Annotated in this window: 18 protein-coding genes and 1 pseudogene; 9 read left to right on the forward strand and 10 right to left on the reverse strand. The window is 39.3% G+C overall.

Annotation, left to right across the window (positions count from 1 at the left end):
• Positions 1-64 precede the first annotated feature (64 nt).
• Positions 65-910 (reverse strand): sulfate ABC transporter permease subunit CysT, encoded by an 846-nt coding sequence (gene cysT / locus VB797_RS13105; RefSeq protein WP_323238128.1) that lies wholly within the window; start codon positions 908-910, stop codon positions 65-67.
• 69 nt (positions 911-979) lie between these two features.
• A complete protein-coding gene (locus tag VB797_RS13110; RefSeq protein ID WP_323238129.1) occupies positions 980-2,050 on the reverse strand; it encodes a sulfate ABC transporter substrate-binding protein in 1,071 nt (356 codons plus the stop codon).
• Positions 2,051-2,302: 252 nt separating this feature from the next.
• Here VB797_RS13110 and VB797_RS13115 point away from each other — a divergent pair.
• A pseudogene (locus VB797_RS13115) lies at positions 2,303-2,569 on the forward strand (tetratricopeptide repeat protein); the annotation flags it as partial.
• A 72-nt stretch (positions 2,570-2,641) separates the two neighbouring features.
• Here VB797_RS13115 and VB797_RS13120 read toward each other — a convergent pair.
• From VB797_RS13120 to VB797_RS13130, 3 genes are read right to left on the reverse strand one after another with little or no spacing between them, the layout of a single operon-like run.
• Complete coding sequence (locus VB797_RS13120; RefSeq protein WP_323238130.1) at positions 2,642-3,022, reverse strand: clan AA aspartic protease; 381 nt, start codon at positions 3,020-3,022, stop codon at positions 2,642-2,644.
• Positions 3,019-3,294, reverse strand: a complete 276-nt coding sequence (locus VB797_RS13125; RefSeq protein ID WP_323238131.1) for a hypothetical protein — start codon at positions 3,292-3,294, stop codon at positions 3,019-3,021. The genes VB797_RS13120 and VB797_RS13125 overlap by 4 nt, the downstream gene beginning before the upstream one ends.
• A 41-nt stretch (positions 3,295-3,335) precedes the next feature.
• Positions 3,336-3,740, reverse strand: coding sequence for a transcriptional regulator (locus VB797_RS13130; RefSeq protein WP_323238132.1), 405 nt, complete (start codon positions 3,738-3,740; stop codon positions 3,336-3,338).
• 39 nt (positions 3,741-3,779) lie between these two features.
• Between VB797_RS13130 and VB797_RS13135 the strand changes: the two genes are divergently transcribed.
• Positions 3,780-4,430 (forward strand): DUF99 family protein, encoded by a 651-nt coding sequence (locus tag VB797_RS13135; protein WP_323238133.1) that lies wholly within the window; start codon positions 3,780-3,782, stop codon positions 4,428-4,430.
• A 228-nt stretch (positions 4,431-4,658) separates the two neighbouring features.
• Positions 4,659-5,318 carry a Uma2 family endonuclease gene (locus tag VB797_RS13140; RefSeq protein ID WP_323238134.1) on the forward strand — a complete coding sequence of 220 codons (660 nt, stop codon included), beginning with the start codon at positions 4,659-4,661 and terminating at the stop codon, positions 5,316-5,318.
• A 311-nt stretch (positions 5,319-5,629) separates the two neighbouring features.
• Here the strand turns inward: VB797_RS13140 and asnS are convergent, their stop codons facing one another.
• Both asnS and VB797_RS13150 read right to left on the reverse strand, forming a co-directional pair.
• Positions 5,630-7,021 (reverse strand): asparagine--tRNA ligase, encoded by a 1,392-nt coding sequence (gene asnS, locus VB797_RS13145; protein ID WP_323238135.1) that lies wholly within the window; start codon positions 7,019-7,021, stop codon positions 5,630-5,632.
• Between the two features lie 96 nt (positions 7,022-7,117).
• Positions 7,118-7,528, reverse strand: coding sequence for a hypothetical protein (locus VB797_RS13150; RefSeq protein ID WP_323238136.1), 411 nt, complete (start codon positions 7,526-7,528; stop codon positions 7,118-7,120).
• 48 nt (positions 7,529-7,576) lie between these two features.
• Between VB797_RS13150 and VB797_RS13155 the strand changes: the two genes are divergently transcribed.
• The gene (locus VB797_RS13155) at positions 7,577-7,864 is read left to right on the forward strand and encodes a DUF6439 family protein (protein WP_323238137.1); all 288 of its coding nucleotides are present in this window, start codon (positions 7,577-7,579) and stop codon (positions 7,862-7,864) included.
• Positions 7,865-7,932: 68 nt separating this feature from the next.
• On the opposite strand, the gene VB797_RS13160 is transcribed toward VB797_RS13155, so the two are convergent.
• Positions 7,933-8,388 carry an anti-sigma regulatory factor gene (locus tag VB797_RS13160; protein ID WP_323238138.1) on the reverse strand — a complete coding sequence of 152 codons (456 nt, stop codon included), beginning with the start codon at positions 8,386-8,388 and terminating at the stop codon, positions 7,933-7,935.
• 417 nt (positions 8,389-8,805) lie between these two features.
• On the reverse strand, positions 8,806-10,188 hold the full coding sequence (gene rlmD, locus VB797_RS13165; protein ID WP_323238139.1) for a 23S rRNA (uracil(1939)-C(5))-methyltransferase RlmD: 1,383 nt from the start codon (positions 10,186-10,188) through the stop codon (positions 8,806-8,808).
• A gap of 137 nt (positions 10,189-10,325) precedes the next feature.
• On the opposite strand from rlmD, the gene VB797_RS13170 reads away from it, so the two are divergent.
• The 5 genes from VB797_RS13170 (at position 10,326) to VB797_RS13190 (ending at position 16,663) form a co-directional block, all read left to right on the forward strand.
• Positions 10,326-10,811 carry an allophycocyanin subunit alpha-B gene (locus VB797_RS13170; protein WP_323238140.1) on the forward strand — a complete coding sequence of 162 codons (486 nt, stop codon included), beginning with the start codon at positions 10,326-10,328 and terminating at the stop codon, positions 10,809-10,811.
• A 913-nt stretch (positions 10,812-11,724) separates the two neighbouring features.
• On the forward strand, positions 11,725-13,071 hold the full coding sequence (gene gorA, locus VB797_RS13175) for a glutathione-disulfide reductase (protein WP_323238179.1): 1,347 nt from the start codon (positions 11,725-11,727) through the stop codon (positions 13,069-13,071).
• A gap of 136 nt (positions 13,072-13,207) precedes the next feature.
• Entirely contained in the window at positions 13,208-14,584 is a 1,377-nt protein-coding gene (gene gor, locus VB797_RS13180) for a glutathione-disulfide reductase (RefSeq protein ID WP_323238141.1), read from the forward strand.
• Between the two features lie 115 nt (positions 14,585-14,699).
• A complete protein-coding gene (locus tag VB797_RS13185) occupies positions 14,700-15,335 on the forward strand; it encodes a YqiA/YcfP family alpha/beta fold hydrolase (RefSeq protein WP_323238142.1) in 636 nt (211 codons plus the stop codon).
• 170 nt (positions 15,336-15,505) lie between these two features.
• Positions 15,506-16,663, forward strand: coding sequence for a histidinol-phosphate transaminase (locus tag VB797_RS13190; protein ID WP_323238143.1), 1,158 nt, complete (start codon positions 15,506-15,508; stop codon positions 16,661-16,663).
• An 18-nt stretch (positions 16,664-16,681) separates the two neighbouring features.
• Here the strand turns inward: VB797_RS13190 and VB797_RS13195 are convergent, their stop codons facing one another.
• On the reverse strand, positions 16,682-17,236 hold the full coding sequence (locus tag VB797_RS13195; RefSeq protein WP_323238144.1) for a hypothetical protein: 555 nt from the start codon (positions 17,234-17,236) through the stop codon (positions 16,682-16,684).
• Positions 17,237-17,679: the final 443 nt, after the last annotated feature.

Here is a 17,679-nt window from a genome sequence, read left to right on the forward strand (position 1 = left end):
GTACTTACTGGTCAATAATTAGTAAGCCCAATTACCGATTACCAATTACCAATTTAATAATTGTTCATTGATACCTTTTCCCCCAAGCTTGTAACAAGTTAATAGCCAATAACATTAACAGCGAAATTAATAAAAGTACGGTTCCAATTACCGTTGCACCGGCGTAATCATATTGTTCTAAACGTTGAAAAATCAACACCGAAGCAATCAAATCTTTGAAAGGAATATTCGACGCGACAATTACAATTGAACCGTATTCTCCCACAGCGCGAGAAAATCCTAAAGCAATACCCGTTAATAAAGCTGGAAACAAAGGTGGAAAAATTACCTGCCAAAAAGTTTGAAATCTTGACGCTCCCAAACTCCAAGCTGCTTCTTCTATATCGTGTTCCATTTCTTGCAACACTGGCTGCAATGCTCGCACGATAAACGGTAGCGAAATGAACAGCATTGCCACCAAAACACCCAGACGGGTAAAAGCAATTTTGATGCCAAAGGGTGCAAGTAAAGAACCAATCCAACCATTTTCAGAGTAGACATTGGCTAATGTTAAACCTGCTACCGCCGTGGGTAAAGCAAAAGGTAGATCAATCGCCGCATCCATCAGACGCTTCAGCGGAAAGTCATATCTAACAAGCACCCAAGCGATTAATAAACCAAACCCACCATTAACCGCAGCCGCAAACAAAGCCGTAGTAAAAGTGACATTGTAAGCAGAAAGTGCGATCGGGCTAGTAGCAATTCGCCAAAATTCGCTTAACCCCACCTGAGAAGCTTGCAAAAGCAAAGCCGTCACCGGAAGCAACAGCATGATAGTCAAATAACCAATCGTAATTCCCCAAGGCAGCGAGAATTTTGGATTTTGGATTTTAAATTTTGGATTTTGAATGTTTGATTGTGCAACAGCCATCAGTTTTCAGTTAGCAGTGAAGAGTTAGAAGTTAAGAATTGAATTTACCTTTGACCTTTGACCTTTAACCTATCCCTCATTCCCAATCTTCTTCTGAATTTGATCGAATACTGCACCATCGGCAAAGAATTCTTTTTGAACTTTATCCCAACCGCCTAATTCTTTGACGGTAAATAAGGTTTTGACTGGGGGATATTTTGCGGCGAATTCTTGTTTTACAACTGGATTTACCGGACGAAATCCGATTTTGGCAAATTCTCTCTGGGCTGCGGGAGTAAAAAGATATTTTACGAAGGCTTCTGCTACTTCTCTATTGCCATGTTTATCTACGTTTGTATCAATTACTGCAACGGGATTTTCAATCCTAATATTAGTTTCGGGGACAATGTAATTACTCGGTTTACCTTTTAAACCCGCTAAAATTAACTCGTTTTCATAGTTAATTAAAACATCACCCTGCCCTTGGTTAAAAAATACATCGCTGGCTTCGCGGGCATCTCTTGGTAATATCGGTACGTGTTGATAAACTTTGCTGGTAAAATCTAATGCTTGGGCATCCTTTGCGCCGGTTTCTATTTGGGAACCCCATAAAGCTAAGAAATTCCACCGCGCTACACCGGAAGTTTTGGGGTTTGCGGTAATAATACTAACGTTGTCTTTTGTTAAATCTTGCCAAGTTTTGATTTGTTTGGGATTACCTTTACGAGTAACTAAAGCCGCAACAGATTGAGTCACAATACTATTATTAGGCGCTTCATTTTCCCATCCCGGTTGAATTAAACCGGCTTTGGCAATTTTTTTCATATCCAAAGCCAAAGCTAACTCCACCACATCAGCATCTAAACCATCAACTACAGCACGTGTTTGAGCGCCGGAAGCCCCATAACTTTCGTAAAAAGTAACGGTTTGATTGTGTTGCTGCTTCCACTCTTGAACGAATTGCGGAATAATTTTTCTATAGGCTGGTTTGGTGACTGCATAGGAAACCAGCGTTAATTCTAAGCGATCGCTATTTTGAGCATTCGATGCGGAACAAGATATTAAAGAAACGCTTAAACTTAAACCCAATAAAAATAATAAAACAAAATTTTTGATTCCCCCCCCTTTCGTCAATTGGGCAACAAATCGCCACAGCCCCATGTCAATGTCTCCCCTGAATCTCCGGTTACTCGGTCAAGATACCGGGTTTGATGTTTTTTTATCGTACAACACAACGGTAATAGGATAACCGGAATTTATGTAGAGACGTTGCAATGCAACGTCTCCCAGTATTTTGATTCAAACCGATAATTCCTTCTGTAATTCCTCATAAATAGAATACATGGATCTTCAATAAATTCAAGTAAATTTACGTAATTTATATGCTCATCTATGTATTAAGCTTTTCTCTACAAATCCCAAGAAAAGTACGAACAAGCTGAACCCCTTTATATCCAAGCTTTGGAATTAAGAAAACAACTTCTCGGAGAAAATCATCTCAACACTGCAACCAGTTTGAACAATTTAGCTGGACTTTACGAAAGTCAAGGAAAGTACGATCAGTCTGAACCTCTTTATATCCAAGCTTTAGAGATTGCAGAACGGGTTTTGGGAGAAAATAACCCGAATACGGTGACTTTTCGGAAAAACCTGGAATATTTACGTGCAAAGCAACAGTAAGATGATTCTTTGTTAGGAGGTTTGAAAAGGTGGTTTTTCGGGTGATATTTTGTGAAGTGTAGAAACCCGATTCTACAACATCGCAGATGATATTTTTTCCAAGGAAACCAAACCATTTTCTTCAAAATTAATCTCTAAATGATATCCTTCCATCAAAGCAACTCCCAGCAAAGGTTTATAACCAGAAGCTAAAACAAGGACTATTTTTTCTACATCATCCCAAATAATAGTTGCGAAATGTATAGTTGATAAAGCTTCGCTACCGTCAGCTAAGCTTATAGGCGTACTAGAATATACAGGAAGATTCATCGCATTAACAGCTTGTGGTGGTAAGGTAAGATAACCGTTGAATCCAGTATCAATAAGAAAATCCACAGAAAAATCTGGTTGTGAAGGTAAACGAAAAATTACTGGAATTGTTGCCTTACTCTCACTAATTCTTCCGTAAATCATTTAACTGTACGGTTCAAAGGAACACCACCAAAGCTGAATGCAACATCGTAACCAATCCGCATAGTAAATAATCTAGCCATTGGTTTTTTCTGCTTTAAATTCATTGCAGTTTCTATACCAGTTTTATCAATTCCGTACTCGCCAGTTTCAGCATCAATCGTAATCATCTTGCCAATATTATCGCCATGCTCAACTTGTTGGCGAATTCCATTTTCATAAAATTCTTTAGCTCTGCGAGCAACTTCTTCGACACTCCAGAAAAGTGATTGCATGATTATTAAACCTACTTTTGACTATTTTATTATTATCTCACCTACTCATTTAAAAACAAATTCGCATCAACGTGAAAGAAATTCCCTAATTCTACAGCCTGTTGCGAAGTTATTTCTAAATCACCATTGATGACTTTATCAATTTTCTCAAGCGAACCAAAAACTTGTACTAAACTTTCCTTTGTTTTATCTTGGGCTTCCATTAAGTGTAAGAGCATCGAGCTAACTGTACCTTTAGGAATTGGATAATGTTTATCTTCAAAATCTTCAATTAATTTTACTAATAAATCTAGAATTGTATTCTCTTCTGGTGTTAGATTTTTACGTGCTAGTAATTCTTCCACAACCTTTAAAAATTCCTCATTCTCTGCTTCTGTTTGAATAATTCGAGGTTGATATTTAGAGAGTAATTGGCTATAAATTTCTGAGTTAATAGTAAGGTTCATTTTTCCACTTATCTTTATAATATTCTGCAAATTCTCAAAATGGTGCGTTACGCTATCGCTAACAGCACCCTACAAATACTTCTAACTCCTAACTTCCCTTTAACCATGAATCTCGAATCTCTACTCAAACTCAACCGTACAATTCGCGTAATTGGCTTTGACGATGCACCATTTATTCGCGGTGCTGGTAAAAACGTCAATTTAGCAGGAATTATTTGTGGGGGAACTCGTTTTGAAGGGATGGTTTGGGGAGAATTACAACAAGATGGTTTTGACTCAACAGAAACTATTTGCAAACTATTAATTGGCAGCAAATTTTTACCGCAATTACATATAGTATTACTCGACGGAATTGGCTTCGGAGGATTTAACATTGTTGACTTACCAACATTAGCCGAAAAACTCCAACTTCCCTGCGTCGCTGTGATGCGTCGTCAACCCGATTTAGATGCAGTTACCTTAGCGATGAGTCATTTACCAAATTTAGAAAAACGACAAGAATTATTAAGACGTGCGGGTACAATTTACGAATATTCGCCTTTTGTGTTTCAAGTATGTGGTGAACAACCGGAAATCATTGCGAAAGTATTAGAAAAATTAACAGATTGCGGGAAAGTACCCGAAGCATTGCGATTAGCACATTTGATTTCTGCTGCTGTTATGAAAGGAGAAAGCGGAAGTTCTGCTTGAGAGAATTTGTTCGTAGTAATACCAATTTGTAGCAATACCCTCGAAGGGTATCGCTACATTTACGAAGCCCACCTTCGTGGGCTGAGAAATTTATAGCCCACGCAGGTGGGCTTTGTAGTTGTAGCCCCACCCTTCGAGGGTGAGGGCGTTTTTCAAACATTTTTTTGAACAACTTTAGCAATGCTTCTATCAACGTCATAATAGACATAAAAACCAAAACCTGAGAACATGGCAATTATTACCACTTCTAACCCAAAATCCCAAATCTTCTATCCTAGTTCTGACGGTGAACCCGTGGCTGAAACTTATACCCATCTCTACGCTTTATTAACAACCCTGGAAGTATTGCGACAATATCTCCAAGGACAACAAGCAACGGTTTTAGCAAATCAATTTTTATATTATGCTCAAGGTTTCCCGAAATTACGAATTGCACCTGATGTGATGGTAATTTTTGACGTAGAGCCGGGAGGTAGAGATAATTATAAAATTTGGGAAGAAGGTAAAGTCCCCTCAGTTGTTTTTGAAATGACATCTAAAGGTACGCAAAATCAAGATACAGAATATAAAAAAACCTTGTACGAACAGTTAGAAGTACAAGAATATTGGCTTTTCGATCCTAAAGGTGAATGGATAGAAGAAAAATTGCGCGGTTATCGTTTGCGAGGAGAAAGCTACGAATTGATTACAGATAGCCGCAGCGAACCATTAAAATTACGTTTAGCCATAGAAGATGAATTAATCGGTTTTTACCGCGAAGATACCGGAGAGAAATTATTAATTCCCGATGAATTAGCAACTAAGCTAAGCCAAGAAACCCTGCGTGCAAATGAAGCTGAGGCACTTTTGGCTCGTTATAAAGAACGTTTTGGAGATTTGAACAAGTAACTATGTAGGGGAGGCAAATTGGGGTGTAGATTTTCTCCCCCCAATATTGCCGTTGTGTTACGGCTTTAATATGATAAATTACCATATTGAAAATGCCGTAACGCACCATTTAGGGTATATCGGAGTTTTTGAGAATGCCGTAACGCACTCTTAATATATAGACGCTACAAACATCTCAATTTCTAACCAAATTTCTCTAAGCGTCACACACCCTACATTTATTAGCCCACGCAGGTGGGCTTTGTAACTGTAGCCCCACCCTTCGAGGGTGAGGGCGTTTTTGGGTGAGGGCGTTTTTGGGTGAGGACTAACTAAAACTCCGCATTCTCCGGAGTACGCGGAAACGGAATCACATCGCGAATATTTGCCATTCCCGTCATAAACTGCACCAATCTTTCAAAACCCAATCCAAAACCAGCATGAGGTACGGTACCGTAACGACGTAAATCCATGTACCACCATAAATCTTCTGGTTTCATTCCTTGCGCTTTAATCCGACGTTCCAACACATCATACCTTTCCTCGCGCTGGGAACCGCCAATAATTTCGCCTATTTTTGGCGCTAAAACATCCATCGCGGCTACGGTTTTTTCATCCGAACTCAACCGCATATAAAAGGCTTTAATTTGTGTAGGATAATCGCTCACAATAACTGGCTTTTTAAACAGTTGTTCGCACAGATAGCGCTCATGTTCTGATTGTAAATCTAAGCCCCATTCGACCGGATATTCAAATTGGACATCAGCGAGTTCTAATTGTTTAACAGCTTCAGTATAGGTAATTCGTTCAAACTGATTATTAATAATATTTTCTGCGGTTTCTAATACTGTCTTATCTACCCGCAAATTGAAAAATTCCATGTCTTCAGGACATTTTTCCATTACATATTTGAAAACATATCTGAGAAACTCCTCAGCTAAATCCATATCTTCGGAAAGTTCGCAAAAAGCCATTTCCGGCTCAACCATCCAAAATTCTGCCAAGTGACGCGAAGTATTGGAATTTTCCGCACGGAAGGTAGGACCAAAAGTATAGACGTTACCAAACGTCATTGCCATAATTTCGGCTTCTAACTGACCGCTAACTGTCAAATATGTCGGTCTACCAAAAAAGTCTTTGCTGTAGTCTACTTGCTTATCTTCCGTGAGGGGAACGTTCTTTAAATCCAAATTAGTGACGTTGAAAAGTTCTCCCGCACCTTCGCAGTCGCTAGCGGTAATAATCGGTGTATGTACCCACAAAAAGCCGCGCTGTTGGAAAAATTCATGAATCGCTGCTGCACAAGCGTTACGCACGCGCAAAACTGCACCCAAGGAATTGGTACGGCTGCGTAAATGTCCAATTGTTCGGAGAAACTCAAAAGAATGGCGTTTCTTCTGTAACGGATAAGTTTCTGGATCTGCTTCACCGTAAACTTTTACCGCTTGCGCTTTTAATTCAATTCTTTGTCCTTTTCCTTGAGACTCAACGACTATTCCCGATGCTTCCACAGAAGCACCTGTATTTAATTGTTTTACTATATTTTCATAATCTGGCAAATCTTGATTTAGTACAACTTGCAAATTAGCCAGAGATGAACCATCATTAACTTCAATAAATGCAAAACCTTTTAACTCGCGCTTCGTTCTTACCCAACCTTGCACCTTTATCGATTCATCAGGTTGAGCGCTGCGTAGTATTTCCGCAATCCGTCTTTCTATCATATGTTTTTCTTCCAAGAATAAAATTAAGTGCTGTTGGTTGTTAATAGTTAGTTATTAATTTTTAATTCCTAACTCATCACTCCTAACTCCTAACTCTTACCCAACAACTGACTTTAATAACCAGCCTATGATAACGCCCAATCCACCAAAGCGGACTACTTGCCAAAACAAGTCTTTCAAACCGCTTTTCGTAAATATAACGCTACCACCAAACAGCACTAAGTAACTCTCGGAAAATAATCCTAAAGCATTATCCAAGCTTTCTAGCTTTTCTTTAATATCTTTCAACTCCGCTTTTAGCGATCGCGAAGTGGTTTGTTGCAGTTGCTTTTTAACTTCATCGAAACGCCGCACTAATTCTATCTGACGCTGTTTGTCAGCGAGCATTTGAGCATACCGTTGTTTTAACTCACCAAGACGAGACTCAACTGCCAATATTTCTTGTTCTAATTCTTGCTCTAGATTTTCCTCAACCGATGATTGAGAAGATTGTTTGGGCGACTCCATGAGGGAAGTATTAAAGTAAAAGAGAACGTTTCATCAGCCATGCACGTTATGTCTCAATCCAGCCAACTGCCTAAAACTAGTCAATTGCAAGAAATAAGTACACTAGAACTAGCTCAAGCTCTATTGGAGAGATTGAGTATATCTCCTAACGATTGGCATCGTCTCAAGTCTAACCGCAAAGTTCGCGCTTGCGAACAAACAGCAGCTGCCCTCGTATTTCTCATCAACGAACAACCCGAAGAAGCGCAAGCTAGATTAGAACAAGCTACAGGCTGGTTAAATCGTTCGATCAGTGCGCCACCTTGTCCGACTCACGGACAAAAAAAAGACAGCTAGTTGTTAGTTATTAATTGTTAGATAGTGAATTTCTAACTCTTAATTCCTAACTCCTAACTCATATATAATTAATTCCGTAACAGAGGTATCCTACTGCGTCTATGCTCCAACTGCTTGCATAAACGTAACTCTGTACCTCTACGGTTCCATTCCACCTGGTCGAAAATTAGATGCAGTATCGATAAACCGCGACCATTTTCTGACTCATCAGGTGGCAAATATTCGGTGGGGTTTTCTTCGCAATCGCATTCAGGAATAAATCCTTTACCTTGGTCTGATATTACCCACCAGTATCTATCATCAATTAAAGAAAAACGAACTACTACTTTTTTGCCAGGATCGAGATTATTGCCGTGCTTCGCTGCATTGACTAAGGCTTCTTGAAGTCCTAGTCTCAACTCAGCTTGCATATCTCCTGGGATTTCTGCCAAAAGCAAATCTAAAATTGGACACAGATATAGAGTTGAGGCAAAACTAATCGTACCCCAATTGCGTCCTACCGGACGAAGTGAAATGGTAATCACAAGAGAAACCCCGTCGCTTTCGGCTTAAGCTAGACATGACTTTTACTACTTACACCGCACCCTGAAATTAACTTGAGGTGGTCATGTTGCCCTAACTTTTATGTTTGTACAACTAATTTTTGTATGCTACTTAACATTGACTCTGTTAACGAAATAAAGGTTGCTTAACTTCAAATCGGCTAAAAATTTTCTACGAACAGTCACAAACTATAAATTTATTTGAAGCATCAACGAGTATTTTTATACTCTTAAATTGAACCGTTTTGTAGCTTAAACAACTTCTTTATTCCTTTTTTTTTGAGTCTGGAATTACGTCAATTTCTTTATACAAAAGGTATTCTATATTTAGATTAATTCAATTTTAGCATTTTTACTATGCACTAGACTACAATTTGAAAATTTCACTCAACAATTAGACTAAGTATCTTTGACTAAATCCGATCGTACAAGAAATGCTGCAACTTCCACATGAGATGTCTGAGGAAAAAAATCAGCCGGTTGTACTCGTAATAAAGTGTATAAACCATCTTGACAAAGTTTCCTTAAGTCTCTAGCAAGGGTCGCTGCTTTACAACTCATATAGACAATACGAGCCGGTTTTACTTTGCGTAAAGTTTCGATTACGGTGGGTTCGCATCCTTTTCTTGGTGGGTCAAGTATAACAATATCGGGTTTATAAGATATCCGAGACAGTAATTCTTCTACCTTTCCCGAATGGAACGTCACGTTGTTTATGTGATTATACTGAGCATTAATTTGTGCGGCGACCACAGAGTATTGTTGTATTTCCAAACCAATAGCAAGGTGTACGTGTAATGAGAGCGGTAAAGTTAAGGTACCAATGCCACAATAAGCATCAACTAATATTTCGTTACCTTGTAAATTTAATTCAGATTGAATTTCATACAATAATGCCTCCGCTGTTTCAGTATTTACTTGGAAAAATGTTTCCGGTCTTATTTGAAATTTTAAAGAAGCAAATTCTTCTTGTAAGTAAGAAGTTCCAGCTATAAGTCGAGTTTCGCTACCGAAAATCGCATTAGTGCGATCGCTATTCCGGTTTAACATCACTCCCACTAATGGGGGATAGTGGTCTAACCACTCTTGTGCTTTTTGCTCTATTCCTGGTATATTCCAATCCCTTACTACCAAGGTCAGCAAAACTTCACCAGTACGGCGACCGATGCGTAAACCAAGATGGCGGATGATTCCCGTATGGCTATGTTCGTTATAAATCTCCCAACCCAAAGATTGGATGTCTTTTTTTACCTGTGCCAAAAAAGGGTCTAACCGCGAATCCTGCACTGGACATTGATTTAAATTGACAATTTGATGAGAAGATTTTTGGTAATAACCCGCTATTACCCCTACGGTAGGAGATATCCCCATCGGGTAAGTGGCTTTATTGCGATAGTCCAAAGGTCTACCCGCAGTTAACACCGCATCTACCTGTGGATCTGCAAAACCACCAATCCTTTGTAAGGCTTGAACAACTGCTTTACGTTTAGCAACTAATTGGTATTCATAATTAATATGCTGCCACTGACAGCCACCACATTTATCAGCGACAATGCAAGCCGGTCTAATTCGATGAGGTGATGATTGTAATAATTCTTTAACTTTGCCGAAAGCGTACTTCGGCTTGACATTTACCAAACGGACAACAACGCGATCGCCAGGTACAGTATCCGGTACAAACACCACCAGTTCGTCGCTTCGTCCCACACCATCACCCGTATCGCTCAAGTCTGTAATTACCGTTTCAACTAAGTCACCCTGCTTCCACTTTGTTTTAGCCATCAGTTCCCAATTACCAATTATTAATTAATATCTCCCCATCTCCCCACCTCCCCATCTCCCTATCCTCTTCCCCTGTGGGTACCTGAGTCGCTAAACTAACAGTAATAATTAAATTGCACTTTCTTTAAAAAAAAATCATGAGTGTAGTAAGACAAGTTATTCTCCAAGCTGACGACGAACTGCGTTATCCCAGCAGTGGCGAACTTAGGAATATCAAGGACTACTTGCAAACCGGCGAACAACGGTTGCGAATCGTTAACACCCTAAGTGAAAATGAAAAAAAGATCGTTGAACAAGCGACCAAAACACTTTGGCAAAAGCGTCCTGACTTTATTGCACCCGGTGGTAATGCTTACGGTCAACGCGAACGGGCGCTGTGTATCCGCGACTATGGTTGGTACTTACGCTTGATCACCTACGGAATACTGGCTGGTGATAAAGAACCAATTGAAAAAATTGGTTTGATCGGAGTTAAGGAAATGTATAACTCATTAGGAGTTCCCGTCCCCGGAATGGTAGAAGCTATTAAGGGTCTAAAGGCAGCTTCAATTGATTTATTAAGTACTGAAGATGCACTCCAAGCTGCTCCCTACTTTGACTTTATCATTCAAGCCATGTCTTAATTAAGCGTTATTTTCCCACCTATCCTGTCATCTCCGGTAAATCCCTTTTAACACTAGGAACTTCAAGGAAAAAAATCCTCTTTGATGGGATATTGGAAAGACCTTTCATTAAAATACCGATTTAACTCCCCACACTTATTAGTGGCTGCGGCAGAATCTCTGTCAAGTTACTAGCAAGTTGTGGGGAAACTTTTTTTAAGTTAGGAGTTAGGAGTTAGGAGTTAGGAGTCAAAAATTTAATTACCAATACCCAATACCCAATACCCAATAATATATAAATACAAAAAACCGACAGTCCTTTGCTCAAGGCTGTCGGCTATTAGTGTGTTCCCTATTAATGACTCGGCTAGAGTTCAGTTATATATAATTATGCTTATCTACCTTAGATATTCCCAGGATCTCAATCATGAATGTTTGTGATTCTCATCACAACCAAGTTACCTACAAGCTGTATTTAATTTCTTTTTCCGGCAAAAAAATTTAAAGTGTAGCAAACTATCGTAATAGAGGTACTCTGAGGTATAAATACCAGTATCCCTAAAAATAAAAAATGACTATAAAAGACGCATAATCAAAAAATGTTTAATTTATCAGCCACGTCAGTGTTGTTGAAAAGAAAGAAAATTTCATCCTAAAGACAGTTGTGGCGTTGTTTTTGACTAAATATCAATTTTTATAAAAGCTTTTATAGCTTATAGAATAGAAAAACGTCCGTAGAAAAACATAATTTTATCCATAAATTTCCGAATTCTCAGGGAATATCTATACAATTAAGAATAATTACAGCCTTAAAGCAGTCAAAGTGACTGTAGAAAGGTAAATGTCGCCTCCTGCTTGTCCGAGTCAAAATCGAACGAGTCAAAATAGAAGAAGAAAGCATTCATTTAAAGAGCAATTCAAATTCTCCACAGCTATGACATACGATTACGATTTATTTATAATGGGTGCTGGTTCTGCTGGTGCGGCTGCTGCAAAAAAAGCTGCCTCTTTGGGCGTGCGTGTGGCCGTAGCCGAACAAGAATCCCTTGGTGGTACTTGTTTGAATCGCGGTTGTATCCCCAAAAAGTTAATTGTCTACGCCGCTGACTTCGCGTTACATAATAAATTTGCCACTGACTATGGTTGGAGCAAAAGCTCATCGCATTTCGATTGGACGCAGTTTATCCACTCGGTTAACAAGCACATAGACAGTATTAATCGCTCGTACCAGGAAAAATTTGAAGAAAAGGGCATTACCTTAATACGAGGTCATGCAACTTTTGTTGATGCTCACACGATCGCAATTGATGAACGTAAAATCACTGCGGACAAGATTTTAATTGCAGTCGGCGCACGTCCTTTTGTACCGGATATTCCTGGTATCGAATACGCGATTACTTCCCGCGAAATGTTCCATTTACCGTATTTGCCCAAACGTTTGGCAATCATTGGTGGCGGTTACATTGGCGTAGAGTTTTCTAGCATGATGAATGCTTTGGGTTGTCGAGTCACTGTTATTGATACAAGTGAAACGATTTTAGAAGGATTTGATGACGATATTCGTAAAAGCCTTCAGGAAAGTTTGTCTCAACGGGGAATTAAAATTATTAATAACAGCACGGCGACGCACATAAAACATTACGAAGAAGGCTTGCTGTTAACCGTCAGTGGTAAGTATAAAAAAACCATCGCCGCCGATACTATTTTAGTTGCCACCGGACGCGCTCCGAATACCGAAAAGCTCGATCTAGATAATGCCCAAGTAAAAATGGGCGAAAAAAACGCGATCGAAGTAGATGAATATAGCCGCACCAGTCAGGAAAATATTTTCGCCGTTGGAGATTGCACCAACCGCTTGCAGTTAACGCCTGTTGCAAAATCAGAAGCTGTTGCTTTTGTCAATACTGTTTTTGGGGATAAACCACAAACGGTAAATTATGGCGATGTACCTTCTGCTGTTTTTGCTCGTCCGGAAATAGCAAGTATCGGGATGACTGAAAATCAAGCCCGTGAGAAATTTGGCGACTCGGTAAAATGCTATTGCGATAAGTTCCAACCATTAATGCATCAATTGGCTTCAAGTGACGAGCAAGCAATAGTTAAAGTAGTAGTTGAAGGTGAATCCGAGCGAGTCATCGGAGTTCATATGCTAGGAGAACACGCAGCGGATATCATTCAATGTCTTGGTGTTGCATTTCGCAAAGGTATTACAAAACTTGACTTAGACGACGCGATCGCGATTCATCCGACTACCGCAGAGGAATTTCTCACATTAGATTAAATCGAGGCAAAACTTACGCATTTGTTTCAATGCCCAAAAGTAGCTTAGTGTGGAATGTATGAGCATCTTTTTGCATTAGCTACATAGAAGCGTAATTTTACCTGGTTTAGAGATTGCAAAGAATACACTGAAAAATATGACTTACGACTACGATCTGTTTGTAATTGGTGCCGGTTCCGGAGGATTGGCCGCTTCAAAACGCGCTGCGGGATATGGAGCAAAAGTAGCGATCGCCGAATACGATTTGGTAGGAGGAACCTGTGTAATCCGGGGCTGCGTTCCTAAAAAGCTCATGGTGTATGCTTCTCACTTCCCTTCGCTGTTTGAAAGTGCCGCAGGCTATGGTTGGAAAGTCGGCGAGACTGAGTTGGACTGGGAAAAGTTCATCACGTCTATAGATAAAGAAGTCCACAGACTGTCTGCCCTACACATCAGCTTCTTGGAAAGAGCGGGAGTAGAATTAATTCAAAGTCGCGCTGCTTTGGTGGACGAGCATACTATAGAAGTTGATGGACGCAAAGTTACTGCGGATAAAATTTTGATTGCAGTGGGTGGAAAACCAACTAAGCCAGATATACCGGGGATGGAGTATGCTATCACCTCCAATGGGATTTTTCACCTCAAAGAAAAACCCCAGCATATCGCTATTCTTGGGGCTGGCTATATAGGTTCGGAATTCGCCTGCATTATGCGCGGTTTGGGTTGTGAAGTGACTCAAATTATCCGTGGTGACATGATTTTGAAAGGATTTGATGAAGATATTCGTACCGGAATTCAGGAAGGAATGGAAAATCACGGTATTCGGATCGTCAAAAATACTGAAATTATATCTGTAGAAAAGGAATCAGCAGGCTTAAAGTTAAGTTTATCTGGTGAGCAAGAACCAATAACAGCCGATGTATTATTAGCTGCAACAGGTCGCATTCCCAACGTAGAAGGACTGGGTTTGGATAAAGCTGGGGTAGAACTAGTACCTAGTGAAATGGAAGGACATGGATACGGCACCATGAACGCGATCGCCGTTAACGAGTACAGTGAAACTAATCACCCGCATATCTTTGCTGTAGGTGATGTTACGGATAGAATTAATTTAACTCCCGTCGCGATCGGTGAAGGTAGGGCTTTTGCAGATAGCGAATTTGGTGATATGAAGCGTGTCTTTAGTCATGAAAATGTTGCTACTGCTGTATTTACCTCACCCGAAGCCGCAACTGTGGGATTAACAGAAGCTGAAGCCAAAGAAAAATTTGGAGATGATAAAGTCAAGATTTATCGTACCCGCTTCCGTCCCATGTTCTATACCTTGCCACAACAAGAAGAAAGAACAATGATGAAATTAATCGTGAATGCCCAAACCGATACAGTTTTAGGCGCTCACATGGTGGGAGACTATGCAGCAGAGATCATACAAGGTGTGGCGATCGCTGTAAAAATGGGTGCGACGAAGAAAGACTTTGACGCTACCGTTGGGATTCACCCTTCAGCAGCAGAAGAATTTGTGACAATGCGATAATCAATTATCAATGAATAATTATCAATGAACAAAATTTAAATCAAACGATCTAGTTCCTAGATCGTGATGAAATCTTACAATTAAGTTAAAGCGCTTATCTGCTAGCTGATAATTGATGCACTACATCTACCTTCACGGCTTTGCATCCAGTCCTAATTCTGCGAAAGCTAAGTACATACTCGAACGTTTTACTGAAAATCAAACAAAACTAGAAATTCCCGATTTGAATTGTGATGATTTTTCTCATCTCACAATTAGCCGTCAGATCGAACAAGTTGCTGCAAGTTTTGAGCAAAGTACCTCTGTCACTATTATTGGTTCTAGTTTGGGAGGTTTAACCGCAGCTTATATAGGAGAAAATTTTCTACAGGTAAAACGTTTAGTATTATTGGCACCAGCTTTTGGATTTTTATCCCACTGGTTGCCTAGTTTGGGTACAGAAGTTATTCAGCGTTGGCAGCAAGAAAAGTATCTCATGGTTCATCATTACGGCGAACAACGAGAGTTGCCATTGAGTTATGAGTTCTTAACTGACGCAAATCAATATCAGGAACAATTGCAACGTCCAATTCCTACTCTTATTTTACACGGACAACATGACGAGGTGATTCCCATCCAAACCAGCCAATATTTTGCTCAAAAACGCTCTTGGGTGAATTTAATAGAACTTAATAGCGATCATGCCCTAAGTAATGTGATGATGGAAATATGGCAGGCAATTGAAAATTTTTGTCAGTTAACCAAGACTTAACTAGAGCAGCATAATGAATTTTGATTTATTCTAAAGTGAGTAATTCTCACGCAGTTTTATATAAGTTAGATATAAATATAACCAGTTTTTGAGTTTCAGCCTGTTAATGCAGCATAACAAGTACATTTTTACTCACTCATATAATCCAAAATCTAAAATACAAAATTGATATGCTTCCCTTCCTCCGCAAAGATTTAGTCGAATTAGCAGCTTACAAACCTCATCTTGGTATTGGTGTAGCTTCTTCAATATCATCAACGCCAACACAGTCAGATAAACTCGATACTAATGAAAGTCCTTACGATTTACCTGCTGAATTAAAAGAAAAATTAGCGTGGACTTATAAAGAATTAATCGAAACCAATCGTTATCCAGATGGGGGACATTCTTTACTCAAACAAGCGATCGCCGAATACGTTAATGATTCGGCTAATCTTTCTTCCAATGTTTTTATAAGCAATAATATCTCCCTGGGTAATGGTTCAGATGAACTAATCCGTTCAATACTAATCGCTACCTGTTTGGGAGGGAATGGTTCAGTTTTAGACGCTCAACCAACTTTCTCAATGTACGGAATTTTGGCACAGGCTTTAGGTATTCCTGTAGTTACAGTACCGAGAAATCCAGAAAATTTTGAAATGGATTTAGAAGCAGCATCAACTGCGATCGAAACGACTCAGGAACAACCTGTAAGAACAGTTTTTGTAGTCCATCCCAATTCTCCTACGGGTAATTGCTTAACAGCAGCAGAGTTGACATGGTTGAGAAGCTTACCAGAACATATTTTAGTAGTAATTGATGAAGCTTATTTTGAATTTAGTCAAATGAGTTTGGCAGCTGAATTATCTCAACATCCTAATTGGGTAATATTAAGGACATTTTCTAAAGGTTTCCGTTTAGCTGCAATGCGTGTAGGTTACTCTATAGCTCATCCCGAATTAATTGCTATTTTAGAAAAAGTCCGCTTACCTTACAATTTGCCGAGTTTTTCCATAGCTGCTGCATTAATTGCCATACAAAATCGCTCACTTTTGCTTGAGTCTGTTTCTCAAACTTTGAGCGAACGTTCTAAATTAATCGAAACCTTATCTCAATATCCAGAATTACAAATATCTGATAGCGCGGCTAACTTTATTTTCCTACGTTTCAAACCAGGATTTGACAACCAAACAAATAATGCTTTAAAAAGTCTTCACCTTGCCCTGAAAAAATCTGGCACTTTGGTGCGAGAGACTTGCGGGGGATTGCGAATTACTGTGGGTTCTCCCTCAGAGAATGACCGCACTTTAAACCGATTTCAAACGGCTTTTAAAAATCTTGAATTATAATTCTGAGCCAGGATGTTTTTACCCGAGGGTATTTACTTCAGTACCCAAACGACGTACTATTGCTACAGTTTGTGGCAAAACTCCTACTAACATCGCAAATGCTTCATCTGGTAACTGACTGACTATTTCTGGTGGAAAATATTGTTCAAACTGATCGAGAATTCTTTGGACTCGCTGCTGCGGAACTGGATTTTCAGTAATTTGCTTAATTAACCTAATCCACTGTCGTCGAATCAAATAAGATTTTTGACGGTCTTCAGAGGAACTTGTTGTCAGTAACATTGACGAAATATTTCCGATGGGCAATACATGAAGACAATCGCGGTCATAATCACCACCAACAGCCGCTCCTGGACCCGCAAATTCTGCGTGATAGCCCTTAAAGAGTATCAGTCCATTTCGTCTGCGACTGTTGACCATAAAAACTTTCCCACTATGAAGTTTTGTCAGTAGATCCGAGCCATAAGATTGCTCAACTCCATCTGGCATCACAATATAGTCAAGAAAACAAGTGTCGGGATAATAAGTTGAGACCATAGCAGTTTGATAGCGTTCGCGCTTTTCGCTATCCATCTTTTATTATAAATTTAATCAATTTGGAACTAATTCAAACTAAGATAGGCAATTCGGAATGAAATCGATGAATACAGCTATTAGTTTTGCTATTATCTAAAGCTTTATGGTTCGGCTTAACTTAAATAGATTTAACTCAACGCCGGTTAATTAATTGAGTAACCATATTTTATGTGATTTAACTGGATTTGTCTTCCAGTACAGGAATGTTTACTTAAAGTTTCCATAAAGATAGATATTTTATATACAAAGTTAATGTAATGCATTAGTCAATTTAAGTGTAATTTTACTGAATTGCTCATAACCGTTAATTTCAAATGCTTTAACTATTCAGAATTTGAATAAACAATAAAACATCTGCTCTACCAGTACAAGCCTAGCTTCCATTTGCGCTACAAAAATTAGCTTACTACAACTACATCCGCAGTATATTAAAGAAAATA

This window comes from Rivularia sp. UHCC 0363 (assembly GCF_034931125.1).
Classification (GTDB): domain Bacteria; phylum Cyanobacteriota; class Cyanobacteriia; order Cyanobacteriales; family Nostocaceae; genus Rivularia.

Excerpts from the sequence above, each read along its gene's own strand:
- cysT (WP_323238128.1), bottom strand. The coding sequence starts at position 910 with ATGGCTGTTGCACAATCAAACATTCAAAATCCAAAATTTAAAATCCAA.
- VB797_RS13110 (WP_323238129.1), bottom strand. The coding sequence starts at position 2,050 with ATGGGGCTGTGGCGATTTGTTGCCCAATTGACGAAAGGGGGGGGAATC.
- VB797_RS13120 (WP_323238130.1), bottom strand. The coding sequence starts at position 3,022 with ATGATTTACGGAAGAATTAGTGAGAGTAAGGCAACAATTCCAGTAATT.
- VB797_RS13125 (WP_323238131.1), bottom strand. The coding sequence starts at position 3,294 with ATGCAATCACTTTTCTGGAGTGTCGAAGAAGTTGCTCGCAGAGCTAAA.
- VB797_RS13130 (WP_323238132.1), bottom strand. The coding sequence starts at position 3,740 with ATGAACCTTACTATTAACTCAGAAATTTATAGCCAATTACTCTCTAAA.
- VB797_RS13135 (WP_323238133.1), top strand. The coding sequence starts at position 3,780 with ATGGTGCGTTACGCTATCGCTAACAGCACCCTACAAATACTTCTAACT.
- VB797_RS13140 (WP_323238134.1), top strand. The coding sequence starts at position 4,659 with ATGGCAATTATTACCACTTCTAACCCAAAATCCCAAATCTTCTATCCT.
- asnS (WP_323238135.1), bottom strand. The coding sequence starts at position 7,021 with ATGATAGAAAGACGGATTGCGGAAATACTACGCAGCGCTCAACCTGAT.
- VB797_RS13150 (WP_323238136.1), bottom strand. The coding sequence starts at position 7,528 with ATGGAGTCGCCCAAACAATCTTCTCAATCATCGGTTGAGGAAAATCTA.
- VB797_RS13155 (WP_323238137.1), top strand. The coding sequence starts at position 7,577 with ATGTCTCAATCCAGCCAACTGCCTAAAACTAGTCAATTGCAAGAAATA.
- rlmD (WP_323238139.1), bottom strand. The coding sequence starts at position 10,188 with ATGGCTAAAACAAAGTGGAAGCAGGGTGACTTAGTTGAAACGGTAATT.
- VB797_RS13170 (WP_323238140.1), top strand. The coding sequence starts at position 10,326 with ATGAGTGTAGTAAGACAAGTTATTCTCCAAGCTGACGACGAACTGCGT.
- gorA (WP_323238179.1), top strand. The coding sequence starts at position 11,725 with ATGACATACGATTACGATTTATTTATAATGGGTGCTGGTTCTGCTGGT.
- gor (WP_323238141.1), top strand. The coding sequence starts at position 13,208 with ATGACTTACGACTACGATCTGTTTGTAATTGGTGCCGGTTCCGGAGGA.
- VB797_RS13185 (WP_323238142.1), top strand. The coding sequence starts at position 14,700 with ATGCACTACATCTACCTTCACGGCTTTGCATCCAGTCCTAATTCTGCG.
- VB797_RS13190 (WP_323238143.1), top strand. The coding sequence starts at position 15,506 with ATGCTTCCCTTCCTCCGCAAAGATTTAGTCGAATTAGCAGCTTACAAA.
- VB797_RS13195 (WP_323238144.1), bottom strand. The coding sequence starts at position 17,236 with ATGGATAGCGAAAAGCGCGAACGCTATCAAACTGCTATGGTCTCAACT.